At 63.5% G+C, this 16,417-nt stretch carries 15 protein-coding genes; 11 read left to right on the plus strand and 4 right to left on the minus strand.

Features of this window, described 5'->3' with window-relative positions; translation table 11 throughout:
- Positions 1–11 precede the first annotated feature (11 nt).
- Both AC0L3X_RS26235 and AC0L3X_RS26240 read right to left on the minus strand, forming a co-directional pair.
- Positions 12–938, minus strand: coding sequence for a TauD/TfdA dioxygenase family protein (locus AC0L3X_RS26235; protein WP_283018598.1), 927 nt, complete (start codon positions 936–938; stop codon positions 12–14).
- A gap of 297 nt (positions 939–1,235) precedes the next feature.
- Positions 1,236–2,675 carry an FAD-dependent oxidoreductase gene (locus AC0L3X_RS26240; RefSeq protein ID WP_063984177.1) on the minus strand — a complete coding sequence of 480 codons (1,440 nt, stop codon included), beginning with the start codon at positions 2,673–2,675 and terminating at the stop codon, positions 1,236–1,238.
- 373 nt (positions 2,676–3,048) lie between these two features.
- On the opposite strand from AC0L3X_RS26240, the gene AC0L3X_RS26245 reads away from it, so the two are divergent.
- The 10 genes from AC0L3X_RS26245 to AC0L3X_RS26290 all read left to right on the plus strand — a co-directional run bounded on the left by AC0L3X_RS26245 (position 3,049) and on the right by AC0L3X_RS26290 (position 13,426).
- Positions 3,049–3,885, plus strand: a complete 837-nt coding sequence (locus AC0L3X_RS26245; protein WP_063984178.1) for a class I SAM-dependent methyltransferase — start codon at positions 3,049–3,051, stop codon at positions 3,883–3,885.
- A 33-nt stretch (positions 3,886–3,918) separates the two neighbouring features.
- Complete coding sequence (locus AC0L3X_RS26250; protein ID WP_063984179.1) at positions 3,919–5,262, plus strand: LLM class flavin-dependent oxidoreductase; 1,344 nt, start codon at positions 3,919–3,921, stop codon at positions 5,260–5,262.
- 45 nt (positions 5,263–5,307) lie between these two features.
- The gene (locus tag AC0L3X_RS26255; protein WP_063984180.1) at positions 5,308–6,123 is read left to right on the plus strand and encodes a MetQ/NlpA family ABC transporter substrate-binding protein; all 816 of its coding nucleotides are present in this window, start codon (positions 5,308–5,310) and stop codon (positions 6,121–6,123) included.
- A 9-nt stretch (positions 6,124–6,132) separates the two neighbouring features.
- On the plus strand, positions 6,133–6,459 hold the full coding sequence (locus AC0L3X_RS26260) for a hypothetical protein (protein ID WP_063984181.1): 327 nt from the start codon (positions 6,133–6,135) through the stop codon (positions 6,457–6,459).
- Positions 6,460–6,672: 213 nt separating this feature from the next.
- Positions 6,673–6,825, plus strand: coding sequence for a hypothetical protein (locus AC0L3X_RS26265; RefSeq protein ID WP_187387755.1), 153 nt, complete (start codon positions 6,673–6,675; stop codon positions 6,823–6,825).
- A 45-nt stretch (positions 6,826–6,870) separates the two neighbouring features.
- Positions 6,871–7,380, plus strand: a complete 510-nt coding sequence (locus tag AC0L3X_RS26270) for an Lrp/AsnC family transcriptional regulator (RefSeq protein ID WP_063984182.1) — start codon at positions 6,871–6,873, stop codon at positions 7,378–7,380.
- A gap of 823 nt (positions 7,381–8,203) precedes the next feature.
- Complete coding sequence (locus AC0L3X_RS26275; RefSeq protein WP_063984183.1) at positions 8,204–9,856, plus strand: ABC transporter substrate-binding protein; 1,653 nt, start codon at positions 8,204–8,206, stop codon at positions 9,854–9,856.
- Between the two features lie 38 nt (positions 9,857–9,894).
- Complete coding sequence (locus AC0L3X_RS26280; RefSeq protein WP_063984184.1) at positions 9,895–10,905, plus strand: ABC transporter permease; 1,011 nt, start codon at positions 9,895–9,897, stop codon at positions 10,903–10,905.
- Positions 10,902–11,750, plus strand: a complete 849-nt coding sequence (locus AC0L3X_RS26285; RefSeq protein WP_063984185.1) for an ABC transporter permease — start codon at positions 10,902–10,904, stop codon at positions 11,748–11,750. Before AC0L3X_RS26280 ends, AC0L3X_RS26285 begins: the two co-directional genes overlap by 4 nt.
- Positions 11,729–13,426, plus strand: a complete 1,698-nt coding sequence (locus AC0L3X_RS26290; protein ID WP_063984186.1) for an ABC transporter ATP-binding protein — start codon at positions 11,729–11,731, stop codon at positions 13,424–13,426. Before AC0L3X_RS26285 ends, AC0L3X_RS26290 begins: the two co-directional genes overlap by 22 nt.
- 43 nt (positions 13,427–13,469) lie before the next feature.
- Here AC0L3X_RS26290 and AC0L3X_RS26295 read toward each other — a convergent pair whose 3' ends face one another.
- Together AC0L3X_RS26295 and AC0L3X_RS26300 are read right to left on the minus strand one after the other, a co-directional pair.
- The gene (locus AC0L3X_RS26295; protein WP_063984187.1) at positions 13,470–14,483 is read right to left on the minus strand and encodes a DUF2891 domain-containing protein; all 1,014 of its coding nucleotides are present in this window, start codon (positions 14,481–14,483) and stop codon (positions 13,470–13,472) included.
- Positions 14,480–15,403 (minus strand): hypothetical protein, encoded by a 924-nt coding sequence (locus AC0L3X_RS26300; RefSeq protein ID WP_063984188.1) that lies wholly within the window; start codon positions 15,401–15,403, stop codon positions 14,480–14,482. Before AC0L3X_RS26300 ends, AC0L3X_RS26295 begins: the two co-directional genes overlap by 4 nt.
- Positions 15,404–15,492: 89 nt before the next feature.
- On the opposite strand from AC0L3X_RS26300, the gene AC0L3X_RS26305 reads away from it, so the two are divergent.
- Positions 15,493–16,407 carry a LysR family transcriptional regulator gene (locus AC0L3X_RS26305; protein WP_063984189.1) on the plus strand — a complete coding sequence of 305 codons (915 nt, stop codon included), beginning with the start codon at positions 15,493–15,495 and terminating at the stop codon, positions 16,405–16,407.
- The last annotated feature ends 10 nt before the right edge of the window (positions 16,408–16,417 follow it).

The following is a 16,417-nucleotide window of genomic DNA, read 5'->3' on the forward strand; positions in this document are numbered from 1 at the left end:
CATTGCTCGCTTCAGGCGGCCTTCGCCTGCGGCTTCGCCGCCTTGACGCGGGTCACGCTGCTACGGCCGTCGATGCTGACCGGCACCTCGCCATCGATGGTGGCACGCCGGACCACGCGGTGCTGGTCGCCGTAATCGTTGACCGCGTAGTGCTGGGTCGCGCGATTGTCCCAGATCACCACGTCACCCTGCCGCCAGCTCCAGCGCACGGTGTTCTCGGGTGCGGTGATGTGCGACTGGAACAGGTCGAACAGTTTCTGGCTGTCGTATTTCGACAGGCCGACAAAGCGCTGGACGAAATTGCCGAGCACCAGCGTCCGTTCCCCGGTTTCGGGATGGACGCGGACGACGGGATGCTCGGTCTCGTAGACCGTCGCCGTAAAGACCTCCTCGAATTGCTTCCGGTCAGCATCGCTCGCGCGGGTCTTGACTGCATAGTCGTAGGCATTGCTGTGCACCGCCCACAACTCGTCCGCGAGCTTGCGCAGCGGAGCCGGCAGATCCAGATAGGACGCCGCCGTGTTCGACCAGATCGTGTCGCCGCCGAACTCGGGGATCACGACGCCGCGCAAGACTGAGATCTTCGGATAAGCGTCGACGAATGTGACGTCGGTATGCCACTGGTCGGCGCGCCCGCCTCCGCGCGCGGAGTCAAGTTCGAGGATCGAGGCCGTTCCCTTGGTGGCGCCGACCGTGGGATGTGGCACCAGCTTGCCGAGCCGATGGGCAAAACGCTCCTGCTCGGCATCGTCGAGATGATTCTGGTCACGGAAGAAGATGACTTTGTGCTCGAGCAGCACCTGGTTGATCGCCGCAATCGTCCGATCCGGAAGATCGCCCGATAGCTTGATGTTCCTGATTTCGGCGCCGATACGGGCCGATCGCTTGACGATATCCGAACGCGGAATGACGTTGTCGATGTTGATTCCGTCTGTCATGTCATCTTCCCCGAGACCGCGATCCATTTGGACAAGGCTCCGCCGTTCGCCGATCGCTGCTGCGATGGCGGAGTGAAAGGCAGTGATGTTGCGATCGATCCTCTTGCGAGACCGCCGTCTGCTCTGGCGACAATCGCGTCTGGCGGGATCTTCCCCAGGGGCTGCATCGATGCAGCCCCTTGTTCAGTCACAGGATGCTAACTCAAGGACTTCGGAAATAGCTTCCAAAGTTCGAGGCCGTTAAGAAACAGACGCATCCACGATCATGGCGTGTCCAGTTGCTACTTGCACTCTGCTCTATTCTGCCGCGACGATATTCGGCGACCGCCAAACGGCCGACGCGTAAAGGGCCGGCTCGAAGTCGTCGGCGATCGGCCCGTTGATCCGCGCCTCGTGCGCCGGAAGGTCGTCAAGAAACAGATCCCTGCTGATCCGCGCCACGACGCCCGGAATATCGCGCTTGAAGCTCGGCACGTCCCCAATCGGCAGGCCGAAGCTGACGAATGCCGCGGGGTTGAACACGTGGATGTTCCGCAAGTAAGGCGCGCGGCCGGGCTCCTTCTCCAGGAATTCATGGCCCGCACCGAGATAAGGGTGTGCGCCCAGGGCCTCGTCCTGCTCGTCCGCGGTCGGAGAATAGCGGTCGCGCCATAGCAGGATCTCGTCGGAGAAGGCGGCGAGCTCAGGCCGCTTCGCCAGATCGACCTGGTAGCCCGTACCGGCGATGACGAAATCGAATGCGATGTCGCCCTGCGGCGTGGTCGCGAGCAGCCGCCGTCCGAACGGCTTGGCTGATGTCCACGGCGCTGCCAGATGAAGGTGGAAGTTGGGGAACTTGACCGCACGCGCGATTGCATCGGGCGGCGGCGTCGATCCCGCGCGACGGAAGCGAATGGCCTGATGCCAGCGCACCGCGTCCGGGAGCGCCCCGTAATTGTCGTATGCGCCCGGATATCCACGCGTCCTGATCACGGGCTCCGAGGCCACCCTGCCGCGGCGTGCAAAGAGATGCACCTCCCTCGCCCCTGCTTCGAGCGCAACTGCCGCGGCATCGAACGCGGAGGCCGCACTGCCCAGCACCGCGACCGACTTGTCGCGGAGCCTGTCGAAATCGATCGCCTCCAACGTATGCGCGTAAAGCTTCTTTGACAGATTGCGGGAGAGCACGTCGGGGACGGACGGACCGCCGTTGCTTGGGAAACCGCCGGCCAGGATAATCTTGCGGGCTGTCTCGATCCTTGCCTCACCGGCGACGTCGAGATGAAGCCGAAAATGATCCTCCGCCGGCTCGATGCGGAGAAGCTTCGCCCGGTAGCGCACCTCAATACCAAGAGTCTTGCGGTACCAATCGAGGTAGGCGGCCCAATCCACGCGAGCAATGCGATCGATCGCTTCATACGCGGCCGCGCCGTGGCGGGCCTCATACCAGGACTGGAAGCTCAGTCCGGGTAGGCCGAGCTCGGGTCCGGGCAAGCTCTTCGGCGTGCGCAGCTTGTGCATGCGCGCGCTGCTCCGCCATGGACCGGACGACGCCGCATCATGTGATGCATCGATCACCGTGACCTTGCCGATGCCGGCACGGCGCAATGCAAAGGCGAAAGCGCTTCCGGATTGCCCGCCCCCGATGATGGCGACGTTGTGGTCGACCCCGTGACGATCCGAGACCCAGTTCTGCGGATCTGGACCAATCAGACGCAAGGTCTCGCGAGCCGCCTCGTCGACATCAGACTGAAACATGTTGCACCCGGATTTGTCTGCATCAGATGCGATCAAATCGTAGAAGCCAACGGTGCTCAGTCAATGAAATGGAATTGGCTTTGTTTTGCGGCCCGAACAACGAACAGACCGCGAGGTCACGCGGTGTTGAAAGATTTGCGCCGACAGCGGCGCGAGCCAGAAGACACGACCGGCCATTCGCTCGCCAGATCGACTTTCAGTTGAGACGATCGGTTCGCGACGTTATCTACTGAATGCGCTCCCGCCGCTAGATTCATGCTCGCATCGCACCGAACAACGCAAATCCATTTCATCGACTTTTCTCACCCCGACAACATAGAGTTCGTCTCGATCAAGCCGTCTCGACGGCTCGTTGGAGATTTTGGAAAGCACGATGTCGACCGCCGGCGTCATCAGCCTTGAACGGGACACGCCCGAGCTTGCACGGACCTACGAGCAAACCGGCGTCCTCCAGTTTCACCATGGTAAATTCCTCATCGGACCGCTGGCTTTGAAGTCCGGGGATCGCGTGCTCGATATCGGTGCCGGCACCGGCCGCCTGACCGAATTCGTCGCGGGACTTGTCGGCCCGACCGGCCGCGTGATCGGCATCGACCCGCTGGAGAACCGGATCGCCATCGCGCGCCGGCGCGCCTCGGGGACGCTGACCTTCGATGTCGGCCGTGCCGAGGACCTTTCGCGCTTTGGACCCGCGGAATTCGACGCCGTCTACCTCAACAGCGTCTTCCACTGGATCGCGGACAAGCGGCAGGCGCTACGTGAGATCGAACGCGTTCTCAGGCCGGGCGGCCAGATCGGGCTGAACGTTCAGGATCCGACCAAACCTCACGAGTCGCGAACCCTGCTCCGCCAGGCGATCGAACAGGCCGGCTTCGGCGAGAGAAGCAGCGAGTCGCATCGCGTGCTCGGAGCAACCGACGAAGAGCTCAGAGCCCTGTTCGCCGAGGTCGGATTCATCGATTACCGAAGCGACCTACGCTCGCTCGTCGATCTGCACGGCGACGTGACGTCGGTGCTGGGATGGTCCGAGGCCAGCGCCTTCGGCAACTTTCTTGGCGGCTTTTCGCCGGCGGAGCGGGCAGCGATCGACGCGGCCTTTGCAGCGCTAGTCGAGGCGAGGCGTACCCCGGAGGGCCTGCGCCTGGAGCGATATCTGCGTTTCGCCTTCGCGCGAAAGCCGAGGTCGCGAACGACTCCATCCGCCTCCTAGTTTCTCCGGCAATCGCATCTGGACATTCGAACCATGAGCAATCAACGGCAGCTTGTTCTCAATCTCTTCATCTATCCCGGCGGCCACCACGAAGCCGCGTGGCGCTACAAGGGATCGTCGGCGGAACGCATCCTCGACATCACCTTTTACCAGGAGCTGGCGCAGCGGGCCGAGGCCAGTAAATTCGACGCCATCTTCTTTGCCGACGGTCCGGCCCTCGCCGACAACGTTCGCTATGCCCAGCGCTTTCGCTTCGAGCCGATCACCTGGCTGGCTGCGATTGCCGCAGTGACGAAACGCATCGGCCTCATCGCAACCGCGTCGACCACTTATACCGAGCCTTACAACCTCGCGCGCCTGTTCGCCTCGCTCGACCATCTGAGCCAGGGTCGCGCCGGCTGGAATATCGTGACGACCAGTGCGCCACAAGCAGCGCAGAACTTTGGCCTGCCCGAACACCCCTCGCATCACGAACGCTACGAGCGCGCCCGCGAATATCTCGACGTGATCTCGCGGCTCTGGGACAGCTGGGAGGATGACGCGCTCGTCAACGACCCCATCTCGGGCATTTTTGCCGATACCAACAAGATCCACACGCTCGACCATGTCGGCAAACACTTTCGCGTGCGCGGCCCGCTCAACATTTCGCGCGTGCCGCAAGGCCGGCCGGTCTATGTCCAGGCCGGCGCCTCCGACGACGGCCGTGCCTTCGCCGCCCACTTTGCGGAGGCGATCTTTACCGCGCATCAAACCGTGGACTCGGCGAAGGCGTTCTATACCGACATCAAGCGCCAGGCCCGCGCCTTCGACCGCGGTCCGGATGAGATCAAGATCCTGCCGGGCATTAGCCCTTTCATCGGCAGCACGCAGGCCGAGGCGGACCGGCTCCAGGACGAATTCAACGCGCTGATCCAACCGGAATATTCCCTGACCCAGCTGCGCCAAATGATCGGCGTCGATCTCACCGGATATGATCTCGACGGCCCCGTCCCGCGCCATCTCATCGACACCGCGAGCGCGCGCGGCGTTGCCAGCCGCTTCAAGCTGGTGGTCGACATCGTCGACCGCGAGAAGCCGACCATCCGCCAGCTGGTGCAGCGCCTCGCCGGCGCGCGCGGCCATTGGGTGATTGCGGGCACGCCGGAAAAGATCGCCGACAACATCCAGACCTGGTTCGAGGGCGGTGCGGCGGACGGATTCAACGTGATGCCGCCCTGGCTGCCCGGCGGCTTCGACGTCTTCGCCGAGCAGGTCGTCCCGATCCTGCGCAAGCGCGGCCTGTTCCGCGAGGACTACACCGGTACGACGCTCCGCGAGCATTACGGCCTGGCGCGTCCCGCCAGCATCTACTCCAACGCGGTCAAGGCGATCGCCTGACACCGCTTCCGCACTGACATCCCAACTCGAGACCAGTAAGAAGACATGAAGACAGCGTTGTTTCTCCTCTCCGGCCTTTTGGCTCTTTCCCCTTTCGCCGCCGAAGACGCCTTGGCACAGCAGCCCGCGAAGCCGGAGCTCCGGGTCGGCTTCGTGCCGGGACCGTATATCGACGAGTTCAAGATCGGCGTCGAGCCCGAGCTGAAGAAGAAGGGCTACAAGATCCGCTATGTCGAGTTCTCGACCGGCCTTGAAGCCAACAATGCGGTATTCAAATCCGAGATCGACGCCAATGTGATGCAACACACGATCTTTCTCGATTCCTACAACGAGCGGCAGAAGACCGATCTCGTCGGCATCGTCCACGTCCCCACCCCGCCGATGGGCCTCTATTCGAAGAAGCATCCGCTGGGCACGCCGATCAAGCCGGGCTCGAGCGTCGCCGTGCCGAACGATCCGGTCAATCTGCAGCGCGCGCTGTGGGTGCTGCGTGACCTCGGCCTGATCGAGATCCGTGATAGCAAGTCGGTCGACGTCACCGAGCTCGATGTCATCAAAAATCCCGGCGGCATCAAGATCGTGCCGCTCGAGGCCGCACAGGCGCCACGGGCGCTCGACGACGTCGATTTCGCCGCCGTACAGGGCAATTTCGCGATCTTCAGCGGGCTGAAGCTGACCAACGCCTTTGCGCTGGAGAAGATGACGACGCCCTACATCAACGTCCTCGCCGTGAAGAAGGCGAATGCAAACGCAGAATGGGCTCAGGACATCGTCGCCGGCTACAAATCGCCTGGGTTCAAGGCGGCAATCCAGGCCGACCGGTTCTATGACGGCTTCACTTTGCCTGATTACATGAAGTGAGCGAAGCGCATGTTCGATTTCACGCTTGAATGGGCCAGCCGCCGCACCGCCGCCGAGCGCGCGATCGACGCGCGAGCGATGACCGATAAGCTTCGTTTCCAGGAGGCTTTCGTCCTCCCGCTGGTCTTGCTGATCATCTTCCTGTTCGCACTGGGCATCGTGACAGGAGCTCATTTGAACGGACGAGCAAACCACGCTTTGCCGTATCTCGTGTCGGGGGGCATGGGTATGCCCATGCTCTATCCCGCATCGGAGTCCTGTCGCAGGCCATCGAACCTCGGTTCCCTGCCGCGGCTCCGGCAGGCTGAAGTGCTTGCGCTACTGACGGCCGACTAGCGGCAAGACTATGCCTTCCATGCTTTCGGCGCGGCGATGGATATCAAAATCATCCATCTCAGCCGAGCATCGTGGAATTTTCCAGCCGCGCTCGCGACGACGCCAGCATGATTCAACCAAACTGATTCCGACGAGTGTGTCGCAATGTTCAATTCCACCCCTGCCGTGATAGCTTTTCCGGGTTCTCGTCCTACACCGTCGTCCGGAGTGAATATGAGCTACGTCATCTCGCTGCATTCAGGCTTCGCTCGTTTGATCGAACAGGCACGTGGATGGTTCCCGCGCTCGCTGCGACCACGGACAGGCGGCTCGGATAACACGCAGGACGATCTCTACGAGATCTTCCTGTTCGGGCCCCACGGCTGACGCCCGGCAACGCGTCCAACTTTTCATCAAACTGAGGTTTATGACATGACCGACGCTGCGTTGCAGCTCGCCGAGACTGGCCGCCGCCTCGACGCCATCGACCGCAAGATCCTGACGGTGCTTCAGGAGGATGCTTCGCTCTCGGTGGCCGAAATCGGCGACCGGGTCGGCCTGTCGTCCACGCCCTGCTGGAAGCGCATTCAGCGGCTCGAAGCCGACGGTGTCATCCTCAAGCGCGTTGCGCTGGTGGACCAGAACAAGATCGGCCTCGGCCTTTCGGTGTTCGTCTCGGTGGAGAGCGCGGATCACTCCGACGTCTGGCTGAAGCGTTTCGCCTCAGCAGTCAGCGCAATGCCAGAGGTGATGGAATTTTACCGGATGGCCGGCGACGTCGACTACATGCTGCGCGTCGTCATTCCGGACATGCCGAGCTACGACGTGTTCTACAAGAAGCTGATCCACGCCGTCCCGCTCAAGAACGTCACCTCGCGCTTCGCGATGGAGAAGATCAAGTCGATCACGGCGCTGCCGGTGCCGCCGATTGCCGTGGAATAAGAGCCAACAAAAGACGAGCCAATTCCACGCGACGAATTGACAGATCGCGAACCGAGGCATCCTTAGACGACGGCGCCGTAAATCCTCTCGTTTCTGGTTGGATTGGAGTGCGTGGTGAGATTTGGCGCTTCTATCTGCGCACTACTGCAATCGCCCGCCGCTACGCCACATGTACCCGATCTCAGACATTCGTATCGTAGCGCCTGCTGAGCGCTTCGATCCACCTTTGAACGCCTGCTCACACTGGCTTTGACGGGATTTTTCTTGATCTCCCAGTGCACACGCCACTATCTAATCTATTGAAGGACTTTAATTCTCGCTCCGGTCCATCATGGGCGCCACGGCTTCCAACGTCACTGATCTCGTCGGCACGAGCAATCGCATCGAAGGCCGTGTCTGACCTATTCCGTTTCACCCAAGACCGCGCTACCGACGCAAGCTTCGCGCGTATTCTCGATCGCCAGCATGCCGTTCTCCAGCGCTCGGCTCTCTGCAGAATGTCTTTTCAATTTGGTGATGCGCCGCGCGACATAATGCGCCTGAGAGGACCGTCTCGACGCCGAACTCGGGTTGACGCGCGAATGAAGCGGCAATCGTTGCGCTGTTCGGTCACGGGCAAACCCAGATCGGGCGCGTTCGCAATGAAAACAAAATGACCATCGCGTCCACTGCCCCGCCCCCGACGCTTTTGTTGTCTGTCCCATGTGAAATTTGGAATGGCCAGGTCCCTTTGTTTCGCTTCTCCTACGCGGAAACGCTGATCGTGCCGTAACGCTTTCGCGAAACGGTGACCTGATCGCGCATCAATCATCAGGGGCTCTTCATGACCGCACGTTTCCCAATGTTCTCGCTCTCCCGGCGCCGCCTCCTCGCTGCGGCCTCCGTGATTGCAGCAGCGACCGTGACGGCAACGGCGGGCCTCTCTCCGGCGCGAAGTGCCGGCGCTCCACCGAGCGGCGGCGACATCACCTTCCTCATCGACTCGCTCGGCAGCACCTGGATTCCGAACAACAGCGCAATCTCCAGCTTCCAGGGCCACATCTGGGGCCACGTGACCGACAAGCTCGTCTATGTCGATGCCGACGGCAAGGTCAGCCCCTGGATCGCCGAAAGCTGGGAGCAGAACGGCGAGGCCACACAGTTCACCCTGCGCCTCAAGAAGGGTGTGACCTTCTCCGACGGAACACCGCTCGACGCGTCAGCCGTGGTCGCCAATCTCGACATCTGGCACGCAGGCCGGCGGAACGAGGGGATCAATCCGATCGGCCTCTTCCCGAAGACTTACGACCACGCCGAGGCGGTCGATGCAGCCACCGTGAAGGTTGTCTTCAAGGCGCCGACGCTCGGGTTTATCCCGACGCTCGGCTATCACGGCTCGATCCTCATCTCCCCGAAAACGATCGCGCAGCCCGCCGCCCAGCAGGCTGATCTGGCCAAGACATCCGGCAGCGGCCCGTATGTGGTCGCTTCCTGGAAAGAGGGCGACTTCGTCAAGCTGGTCAAGCGCAAGGACTACAATTGGGGGCCGGCAGCCGTCGCCCACACCGGTCCGGCCTACCTCAACTCGATCACCTACAAACTGGTGACCGAGCCGTCGCTGCGGGTCGCCGCTGTCCAGTCGGGACAGGCCGATGTCGCCTACAGCCCCTCACCGCAGGAACTGAAATCGCTCAAGGAAGCGGGCTTCACGATCGCAACCCCGCGCTATCTCGGTTTCGTCAACGGCCTCGCGATCAACACCAAGCTGGAGCCGTACAATGACGTGAAAGTGCGCCAGGCTCTTCAAGCCGGCATCAACCGGAAGGAGATCATCGACACCGTCTATACGCCCGACTGGAAGCTGGCGACGTCCTTCATCCAGAGCAACGTGCCGGGTGCAACCGACCATAGCGAGCTCCTGGCCTACAATCCCGGCAAGGCGGAGAAGCTTCTCGACGAAGCCGGCTGGATCAAGGGTGCTGGCGGCATCCGGACCAAGGACGGCAAGCAGCTGTCGCTGACGCTCCACTCCAACCCCTATCTTGCGACGGCAAAGTCGATCGACGAGCTCATCGCCCAGCAACTCGGCAAGCTCGGCTGGAAGGTCACCATTCGCGCCTACGACGTCGTGACGTTCGGCGAGAAGGTCCGGTTCGGCGGGCCGGCCGTGCCGGCCTACGAGGTGACGCGCAGCTTCATCGACGCCGGCACGGTGGCCAGCATCCTCACCGACGCCAACAACGGCGAGAACTGGTTCAACCTCGGCGACAGCGACAAGAAGCTCAATGAACTGCGCGACAAGATCGCCGGCGCTGCCTCTTTCGGCATTCGCAATCCGCTGCTCGACCAGTTGCAGACCTACGTTCTCGAGCAGGGCTATTTCATCCCGCGCACGCAGATCGTCCAGCGAATCTACGTGCAGTCCCCGAAGCTCAAGGGGGAGGTCTACAACGGCATCGCCTACGCCAGCTATTACACGGCAACGATCGGCGAGTAATCCGCAGTGCAAACAAGCAGCGTGAGGAGGCGACCGGCATGAGAAGCGCCTACCTGTCCTATGCCGCGAAGCGCTTCGCCCAAGCCGTCGTCGTTATCCTGCTGGCTTACGTCTTCACCTTCGTCGTCGTCAGTATTTTGCCTGGTGACCCCATCACCAACGTGCTGCGCGACCCGCAGAATGGATTCAGCGAGGATCAGATCAAGGAGATCATCGCCGCCCAAGGCCTGGACCGGCCAATTCCGATCCAGCTGTGGGCGTCCTTGTCCAACTTCATGACCGGCGACCTCGGCCTGTCGATGCGATCCAACCGGCCTGTGACAACTCTGATCGCCGAGGTTCTCCCTTCGACACTGATCCTTGCATCCGCAGCTTTCGCCATCGCGCTGCTGCTGGCGGCCACGATCGCCTACGGCACCCAGTTCCTTCCGAAACGGTTCGGCCAGGGCTTGCTGCGTGGCTTCCCATCGTTGTTCCTGTCGGTGCCGAACTTCGTGATCGGCCTGGTGCTGATCCACATCTTCGGCTTCCAGCTCGGGTTCTTTCGCGTAATCGCGCCGGACAGCTTCTGGGCGACCTTCTTCGCCGCGGTCGCGCTCGGCATCCCCATCTCCGCACGGATCACCGAGGTGCTGATCGCGAACCTCGACAACGAGTCCGAGCAGGAATACGCCGCCGTTGCGCGCAGCCGTGGGCTCGGGCAGATGCGCCTCTTTGCCAAGCACCTGCTCAAGCCGTCTTCGCTCCCGGTCATCACCGTCATCGCACTCGCCATCGGTGAGCTGCTCGGCGGTTCGCTGATCACCGAGACGGTGTTCGGACGCACCGGCATCGGCAGCCTGGTGCAGCGTTCGGTGAGCACGCAGGACCTGCCTGTCCTGCAAGCGGTCGTCTCGCTTGCGGCAGTGGTGTTCGTGCTCGTCAATTTGATCGCCGACCTCGTCTACCCGCTGCTGGACCCGCGCGTGAAGCTGATCGGCGGTCGCAAGGTCCGCCCGACCACCGCCGACGAGAGCTCCACCAATCTTTCCCAGGCGGTGACGCCATGACTGCCGTCTCCGTCTCGCCGGCCTCGCGCATCACGGCGATCAGCCGGCTGACAGCCCTTCGCGTGCCGCCAACCGTCGCGCTCGCATTCGCGGTCATCCTGATCGTAATCGCCTGGTCGCTCGCGCCGAGCTTGTTCACGAGTCATGATCCCGCCAGCGGCGTCCCCGCTGACAAGCTGCTCAGCCCCAGCGCAGCGCATTGGTTCGGCACCGATCACCTCGGTCGCGACCTCTATACCCGTGTCGTCTATGGCACGGCCTCCTCGGTGACGAGCGCGCTCATCGCGGTCGTCATCGCCGCGGTTGCCGGCGGGCTCATCGGCCTCCTGGCCGGCTTCCTCGGCGGCTGGGTGGACATCGTGCTCGCCCGCCTGGTGGATGTGCTGCTGGCGATCCCGAACTTCCTGCTGGCGGTCATCGTCGTCACCGCGATCGGTTTCGACACCACGAACGCTGCGGTTGCGACCGGCGTCTCGGCGGTCGCCGTGTTCGCGCGGGTGATGCGCTCGGAAGTGATCAAGACCCGGCAGGCCGTTTTCGTCGAGGCGTCGTTCCTGATGGGCGGCTCGCGCTGGCACATTCTGTTGCGGCACGTGCTGCCGAATGCATCGCGCTCGGTGCTCCCGCTCGCGGTGCTGCAGTTCGGCCTGTCGATCCTGGTGATCGCCAGCCTTGCTTTCCTCGGCTACGGCGATCCGCCTCCCGCCTCCGACTGGGGCCTGCTGATCTCGATCGGCAAGGACTACCTCAAATGGCCGTGGCTGGTGTACGCCCCCGCCTTCGTCACGATCGCGACCGTCCTCTCCGCAAACAGGATCAGCCGATGGCTCCGCAAGACAGACTGACCGCCACGTTCACCCGCGCCGACCGCGTCGCGCCGACGCCGCTGCGGTCGATTCCGCAGCTCCGGGTCGACGGCCTGTCGGTCTCCTATGGGCCGCACGAGGTCGTAACCAACGTGAGCTTTGAACTCGGCCGCGGCGAGAGCCTCGCCCTCATCGGAGAGTCCGGTTCCGGCAAGTCGACGATCGCCCGCGCGGTGCTGCGGCTGCTCCCCAGCGGCGGGCACGCCACCGGCCGCGTCGCGTTCGACGGCCAGGAGGTGCTCGGGATTTCCGAGCGCGGCTTCCGGCCGCTGCGGGGACGAGCCATCGGGTTCGTCCCGCAGGACCCCGCCAACTCACTCAACCCGGTGCGGACGATCGGTGCCCAGGCGCAGGAGGCGGCTGCGCTGCTCGACGAGCCCGACAAGGCGATCCGCAAGCAGCTCATCCTGGAGACGTTCGCCCAGGTTGGGCTCGACACCCCCCTGCGTGTCTACGACTCCTACCCGCACCAGCTGTCCGGCGGCATGCTCCAGCGCGTGCTGATCGGCCTTGCGATCCTGCCACGGCCGGCACTGCTGGTCGCGGACGAGCCGACCTCCGCGCTCGACGTCACGATCCAGAAGCGGATCCTCGACCTGCTCACGCGGCTGCAGCACGATCTCAAGATCAGCCTGCTGCTCATCACGCACGACCTTGCGATCGCCGCCGAGCGAGCGGACTCGCTCGTGGTGCTCAAGGACGGCGTCATCCAGGAGGCTGGCCGGACCGCCTCCGTCTTCTCCTCGCCGGCGTCGGCCTACGCAAAGAAGCTGCGCGCGGATGTCCCGGCCCTCAACCCCGACCGTTACGCCGCACTGCGCGACACGGGCTTCCGTTCCCTCAAGACCGGCCAGGCACCGAAGATCGAGGTCAGCGCCGTCACGAAGACCTTCACAGTCGACGGCAAGGCGCTGACGGCCGTCGACGATTTGTCGTTCAGCGTCCCTGCTGGCACCACGCACGCGCTGGTCGGCGAATCGGGCTCGGGCAAGACCACGACGGTTCGGCTGCTGCTTGGACTGGAGGGACCCGACACCGGGAGCATCTCGGTCGCAGGCGAACAAATCACCGGCCGCTCGCCCGAGGCACTGCGGACGGTGTGGCGCCACCTTCAGCTGGTCTACCAGAACCCCTTCACCTCGCTCGATCCGACCTGGACGATTGAGCGGCTCGTGCGCGAGCCGCTCGATCGATTCAAGATCGGAACGCGAAAGGAACGGGATGAGCGCGTCCGCGAAGCGTTGGCCAATGTCGGACTTGGCGAGCACCTGCTCTCCCGCAAGCCCGGAGCCCTGTCAGGTGGCCAGCGCCAGCGCGTGGCCATCGCCCGGTCGCTGGTCCTCAAGCCCGACGTGATCGTGCTCGACGAACCCACCTCCGCGCTCGACGTCAGCGTCCAGGCCGGCATCGTCGAAGTCCTGCTCTCGCTACAGGCTACTCTGGGCCTGACCTACGTGTTCGTGTCTCATGACCTGGCGCTGGTGCGTCAGCTCGCCCACACCGTCTCCGTGATGCATCGCGGACGCATCGTCGAACACGGGACCGTCGCCGACATCTTCGACAACCCTCAGCAGCCCTATACGAGGTCGCTGCTGGCGTCGATCCCGTCGGGTGGCAACGATGTCGCACACATGCGCACGCGCGCCTTCGGTTGATCATGACCGCGGATTGAATAAGCCGCGGAAGGCCCCTGCCCGCTCAGTTCTCATCATCCAGTGCGAGCACGGCAAAGCTCGCGAGCCAGTGCTCTCCCATGTAGTGACCGGCGATATGGGGGAGGCCTGCGGCCAGATGCTCGCGCGCCGCTTCGTGAGCAACGACGCGGCGGGGGTCGCCTGCCGGCAAGGCGTCGCCGAGAGAGCGCCAGCACCAGGCGCGGCTGAGATTGAGTCCGTCGAGATGAGCGATCTTGCCGTCGGTGCGATCGGTGACCGTCGCAGGCTTGAACAGCGTTGCCGGCCGCTGTTCGACCAGCCGCGGCAGAAACCGATCGAACCAGGGCAGGAACGCGTCCGGAGGCAACAGCCGCCGCATGCATTCGGCCTCGATAAGAGCCGAGGACTGGAAGTCGTCGCCGCTCGGCTCCCCCCAGGCGGGGCAGTCGGTGTCCTCACCATACCAGCGCTGGCCAGTCTCGTGCAGCAACCTGGCGAGCGCTTCATCCTTTTTGATGCCGGCGTAGTCTGCCGCCATCCGCAGGCCAAACGCCGTATTGAAATGCGTGCCGACGCGTACGGGATAGAACGCCAACGGCAGGAAGTCGCGAAAGCGTTGCGCGATGACCTCGGCCAGCGGCGCGAGATTGCGGCTCCAGCGATCGTCAGGCTGGAGCGCCAGTTCAGTCGCGAGCTTCAGGAGCCAGGCCCAGCCATACGGCCGCTTGAAGCCGCGGGCAGTCGGGCGGGCGAAGTAAGCACGTTCGGCGGCGACCTTCTCGGGCACGAATTGCGTATCGAAGAGAGCGCGGATGTCGGAAGCTGCCGCAAAGTCGGGAAACCTGCGCAGCAGTCGCGCCAGCATCCAATAGCTGTGGACGCAGGAATGCCAGTCATAACTGCCGTAGAAGATCGGATGCAGCTGGCTCGGCGTGCGGGCATCCGCAGGTTCAGCCAGCGCGTGGTCAACGTTATTGGGATATTCGCGCCCGACATGGCTGAGCGCGATGTTGGCAAAATGCGAGGCATGTTCGCGGGTAAGACGGGGCGTGGTCACGGCTTGGCCTTTCCAGTGTTCCGGCCGATCAATGTCTCGATCAGGCGCGGCAGGAGGTAGATCGGAAATTGCGTCGCGGCGAAGTATAGCGCCATGCGTGGCGAGGCGGCAGCACCCAGCGCCGACCAGACCAGGCCGACATTACGGTTGCCGAGGATGAGCCCGACGGTCAGCCGCTGGCCCAAATTGCCCGGCAGCAGCACGGCACCAGCTGCTTGAAGGGCGATATTGCAAGCGAAGGCGAGCCCGAGGCAGAGCATGGCGGCCTGCACATCTGCCGCGATCTGCGCGCGAATGCCAGCCATCGTCGCCACCGCAAAGACGAGAAGCGCCGCGACGATGATCCCGTCGACCATCCCGCCATGGGCCGCCAGCACCGGGGCTGCATGCCGGCGGACCAGGAAAGCCACCCCTTCGGCGCCGCCAATCAATAGCGCCAGACGAAGCGCGAGCTCGAGCGCGCTGATCTCGAGCCCGCCGAACCAGCCTGCAAGAAGCGGCACGGTGACCGGAGCCAGCACCATGGACAACACCGTCACCACGAGCGGCACCGCACCGTCGAGCCCGAGCATGCGTGCCACTGCTGCCGTTCCGCTCGATGGCGGCGCCGAGACGGCGAGCACCGCCGCAAGCGCGATCTCCGGACCAAGGTTCAAGGCGTGACCGGCAACACCGATCACGAGCGGACAGGCCACCATGACGACAGCCGGCAAGAGCACGGAAAGCGATGGCCGTCGCAGCGTTGCGACGACGGCCTGACTGTCGATCCGCAACAGCGTTCCCAGCACGATCAGGAAGATCGTGATTGGCATCAGGGGGTGAGCGAGGTCCGCAAGAGCCGGAAAGGCCAATCCAAGCAGGACGCCAAGCGCCAGCAATGTCGGTCCGCGCGGGATGAAGTGCAGGAGTGAGGATCGCATACGCCGCGCCCAATCATGTCGTCTTCGCCAGAAGACCACACCCCGCATCATTCTTGAAATCGATTGTTATTATATCTATCATCGTTCAAATGAATTTGGTTTCCGTCGACCTCAACCTCCTGGTCGCCTTCGAGGCGCTGATGGAGGAACGCCATGTGACCCGCGCCGGCCAGCGCATCGGCCTGGCGCAACCGTCCATGAGCAGCACGCTGACGCGGCTGCGTGCGCTGTTTGGCGATGAGCTCTTCGTGCGCTCGGCCTCCGGCATGCAGCCGACGGCCAAGGCGCTGGCGCTGGCGCGGCCGATCAGCGACGCTCTGGGGCAGATCAGGGGCGTGCTCGAACCGACATCAGCCTTCAATCCGGCAACAGCCCGCCATCGCCTGTCTATTGCGGCGACCGACTATGGCGACCTCGTCGTGGTGCCGCGACTGGTCGAGGCGTTGCGGCGGGAGGCGCCTGGTATCGATCTCGTGGTGCGCCCCATCATTGATCCGGCCGCGAGTGTCGCAAGCCTGGAACACGGCGATGTCGACGCGCTGATAGGTGGCCATCTTCCCGCTTCCCCGCGCATCATCCGATCCACGCTTTTCACGGAGAGTTTCGTCTGCATTCGCGACGCCAAACGCGCCAAACTGAAAGCCCGTCTCACCAAGGACGATTACACGCGGCTTCCGCATGTGCTGTTCTCCTCCGCCGGCGGCGACGGGCTTCCCGGCGCAATCGACACGATGCTGAGCCGGCACGGACGCAAGCGCCGGACCGCAATCACGCTCGCCCATGTCGTCGCGGTGCCGTTTGCCGTCGCCGGCACCGATCTCGTGGCAACCATGGCCGAGCGCGTCGCGCGCCGCTTCGCGACAGCCGCCGGCGTATCTGTCGTTCCGATTCCCTACGATGTGGAGCCATTCACCATCGACCTTCTCCACACGCGCCGCGCCATGGCCAATCCGGCGCTGCGCTGGTTCATCGAACTGGTCAATCGCGTCTGTGGGACGCTGTAGCGATCGGCGG

This window comes from Bradyrhizobium sp. MI1.7 (assembly GCF_055811795.1).

Excerpts from the sequence above, each read along its gene's own strand:
- AC0L3X_RS26235 (WP_283018598.1), bottom strand. The coding sequence starts at position 938 with ATGACAGACGGAATCAACATCGACAACGTCATTCCGCGTTCGGATATC.
- AC0L3X_RS26240 (WP_063984177.1), bottom strand. The coding sequence starts at position 2,675 with ATGTTTCAGTCTGATGTCGACGAGGCGGCTCGCGAGACCTTGCGTCTG.
- AC0L3X_RS26245 (WP_063984178.1), top strand. The coding sequence starts at position 3,049 with ATGTCGACCGCCGGCGTCATCAGCCTTGAACGGGACACGCCCGAGCTT.
- AC0L3X_RS26250 (WP_063984179.1), top strand. The coding sequence starts at position 3,919 with ATGAGCAATCAACGGCAGCTTGTTCTCAATCTCTTCATCTATCCCGGC.
- AC0L3X_RS26255 (WP_063984180.1), top strand. The coding sequence starts at position 5,308 with ATGAAGACAGCGTTGTTTCTCCTCTCCGGCCTTTTGGCTCTTTCCCCT.
- AC0L3X_RS26260 (WP_063984181.1), top strand. The coding sequence starts at position 6,133 with ATGTTCGATTTCACGCTTGAATGGGCCAGCCGCCGCACCGCCGCCGAG.
- AC0L3X_RS26265 (WP_187387755.1), top strand. The coding sequence starts at position 6,673 with ATGAGCTACGTCATCTCGCTGCATTCAGGCTTCGCTCGTTTGATCGAA.
- AC0L3X_RS26270 (WP_063984182.1), top strand. The coding sequence starts at position 6,871 with ATGACCGACGCTGCGTTGCAGCTCGCCGAGACTGGCCGCCGCCTCGAC.
- AC0L3X_RS26275 (WP_063984183.1), top strand. The coding sequence starts at position 8,204 with ATGACCGCACGTTTCCCAATGTTCTCGCTCTCCCGGCGCCGCCTCCTC.
- AC0L3X_RS26280 (WP_063984184.1), top strand. The coding sequence starts at position 9,895 with ATGAGAAGCGCCTACCTGTCCTATGCCGCGAAGCGCTTCGCCCAAGCC.
- AC0L3X_RS26285 (WP_063984185.1), top strand. The coding sequence starts at position 10,902 with ATGACTGCCGTCTCCGTCTCGCCGGCCTCGCGCATCACGGCGATCAGC.
- AC0L3X_RS26290 (WP_063984186.1), top strand. The coding sequence starts at position 11,729 with ATGGCTCCGCAAGACAGACTGACCGCCACGTTCACCCGCGCCGACCGC.
- AC0L3X_RS26300 (WP_063984188.1), bottom strand. The coding sequence starts at position 15,403 with ATGCGATCCTCACTCCTGCACTTCATCCCGCGCGGACCGACATTGCTG.
- AC0L3X_RS26305 (WP_063984189.1), top strand. The coding sequence starts at position 15,493 with ATGAATTTGGTTTCCGTCGACCTCAACCTCCTGGTCGCCTTCGAGGCG.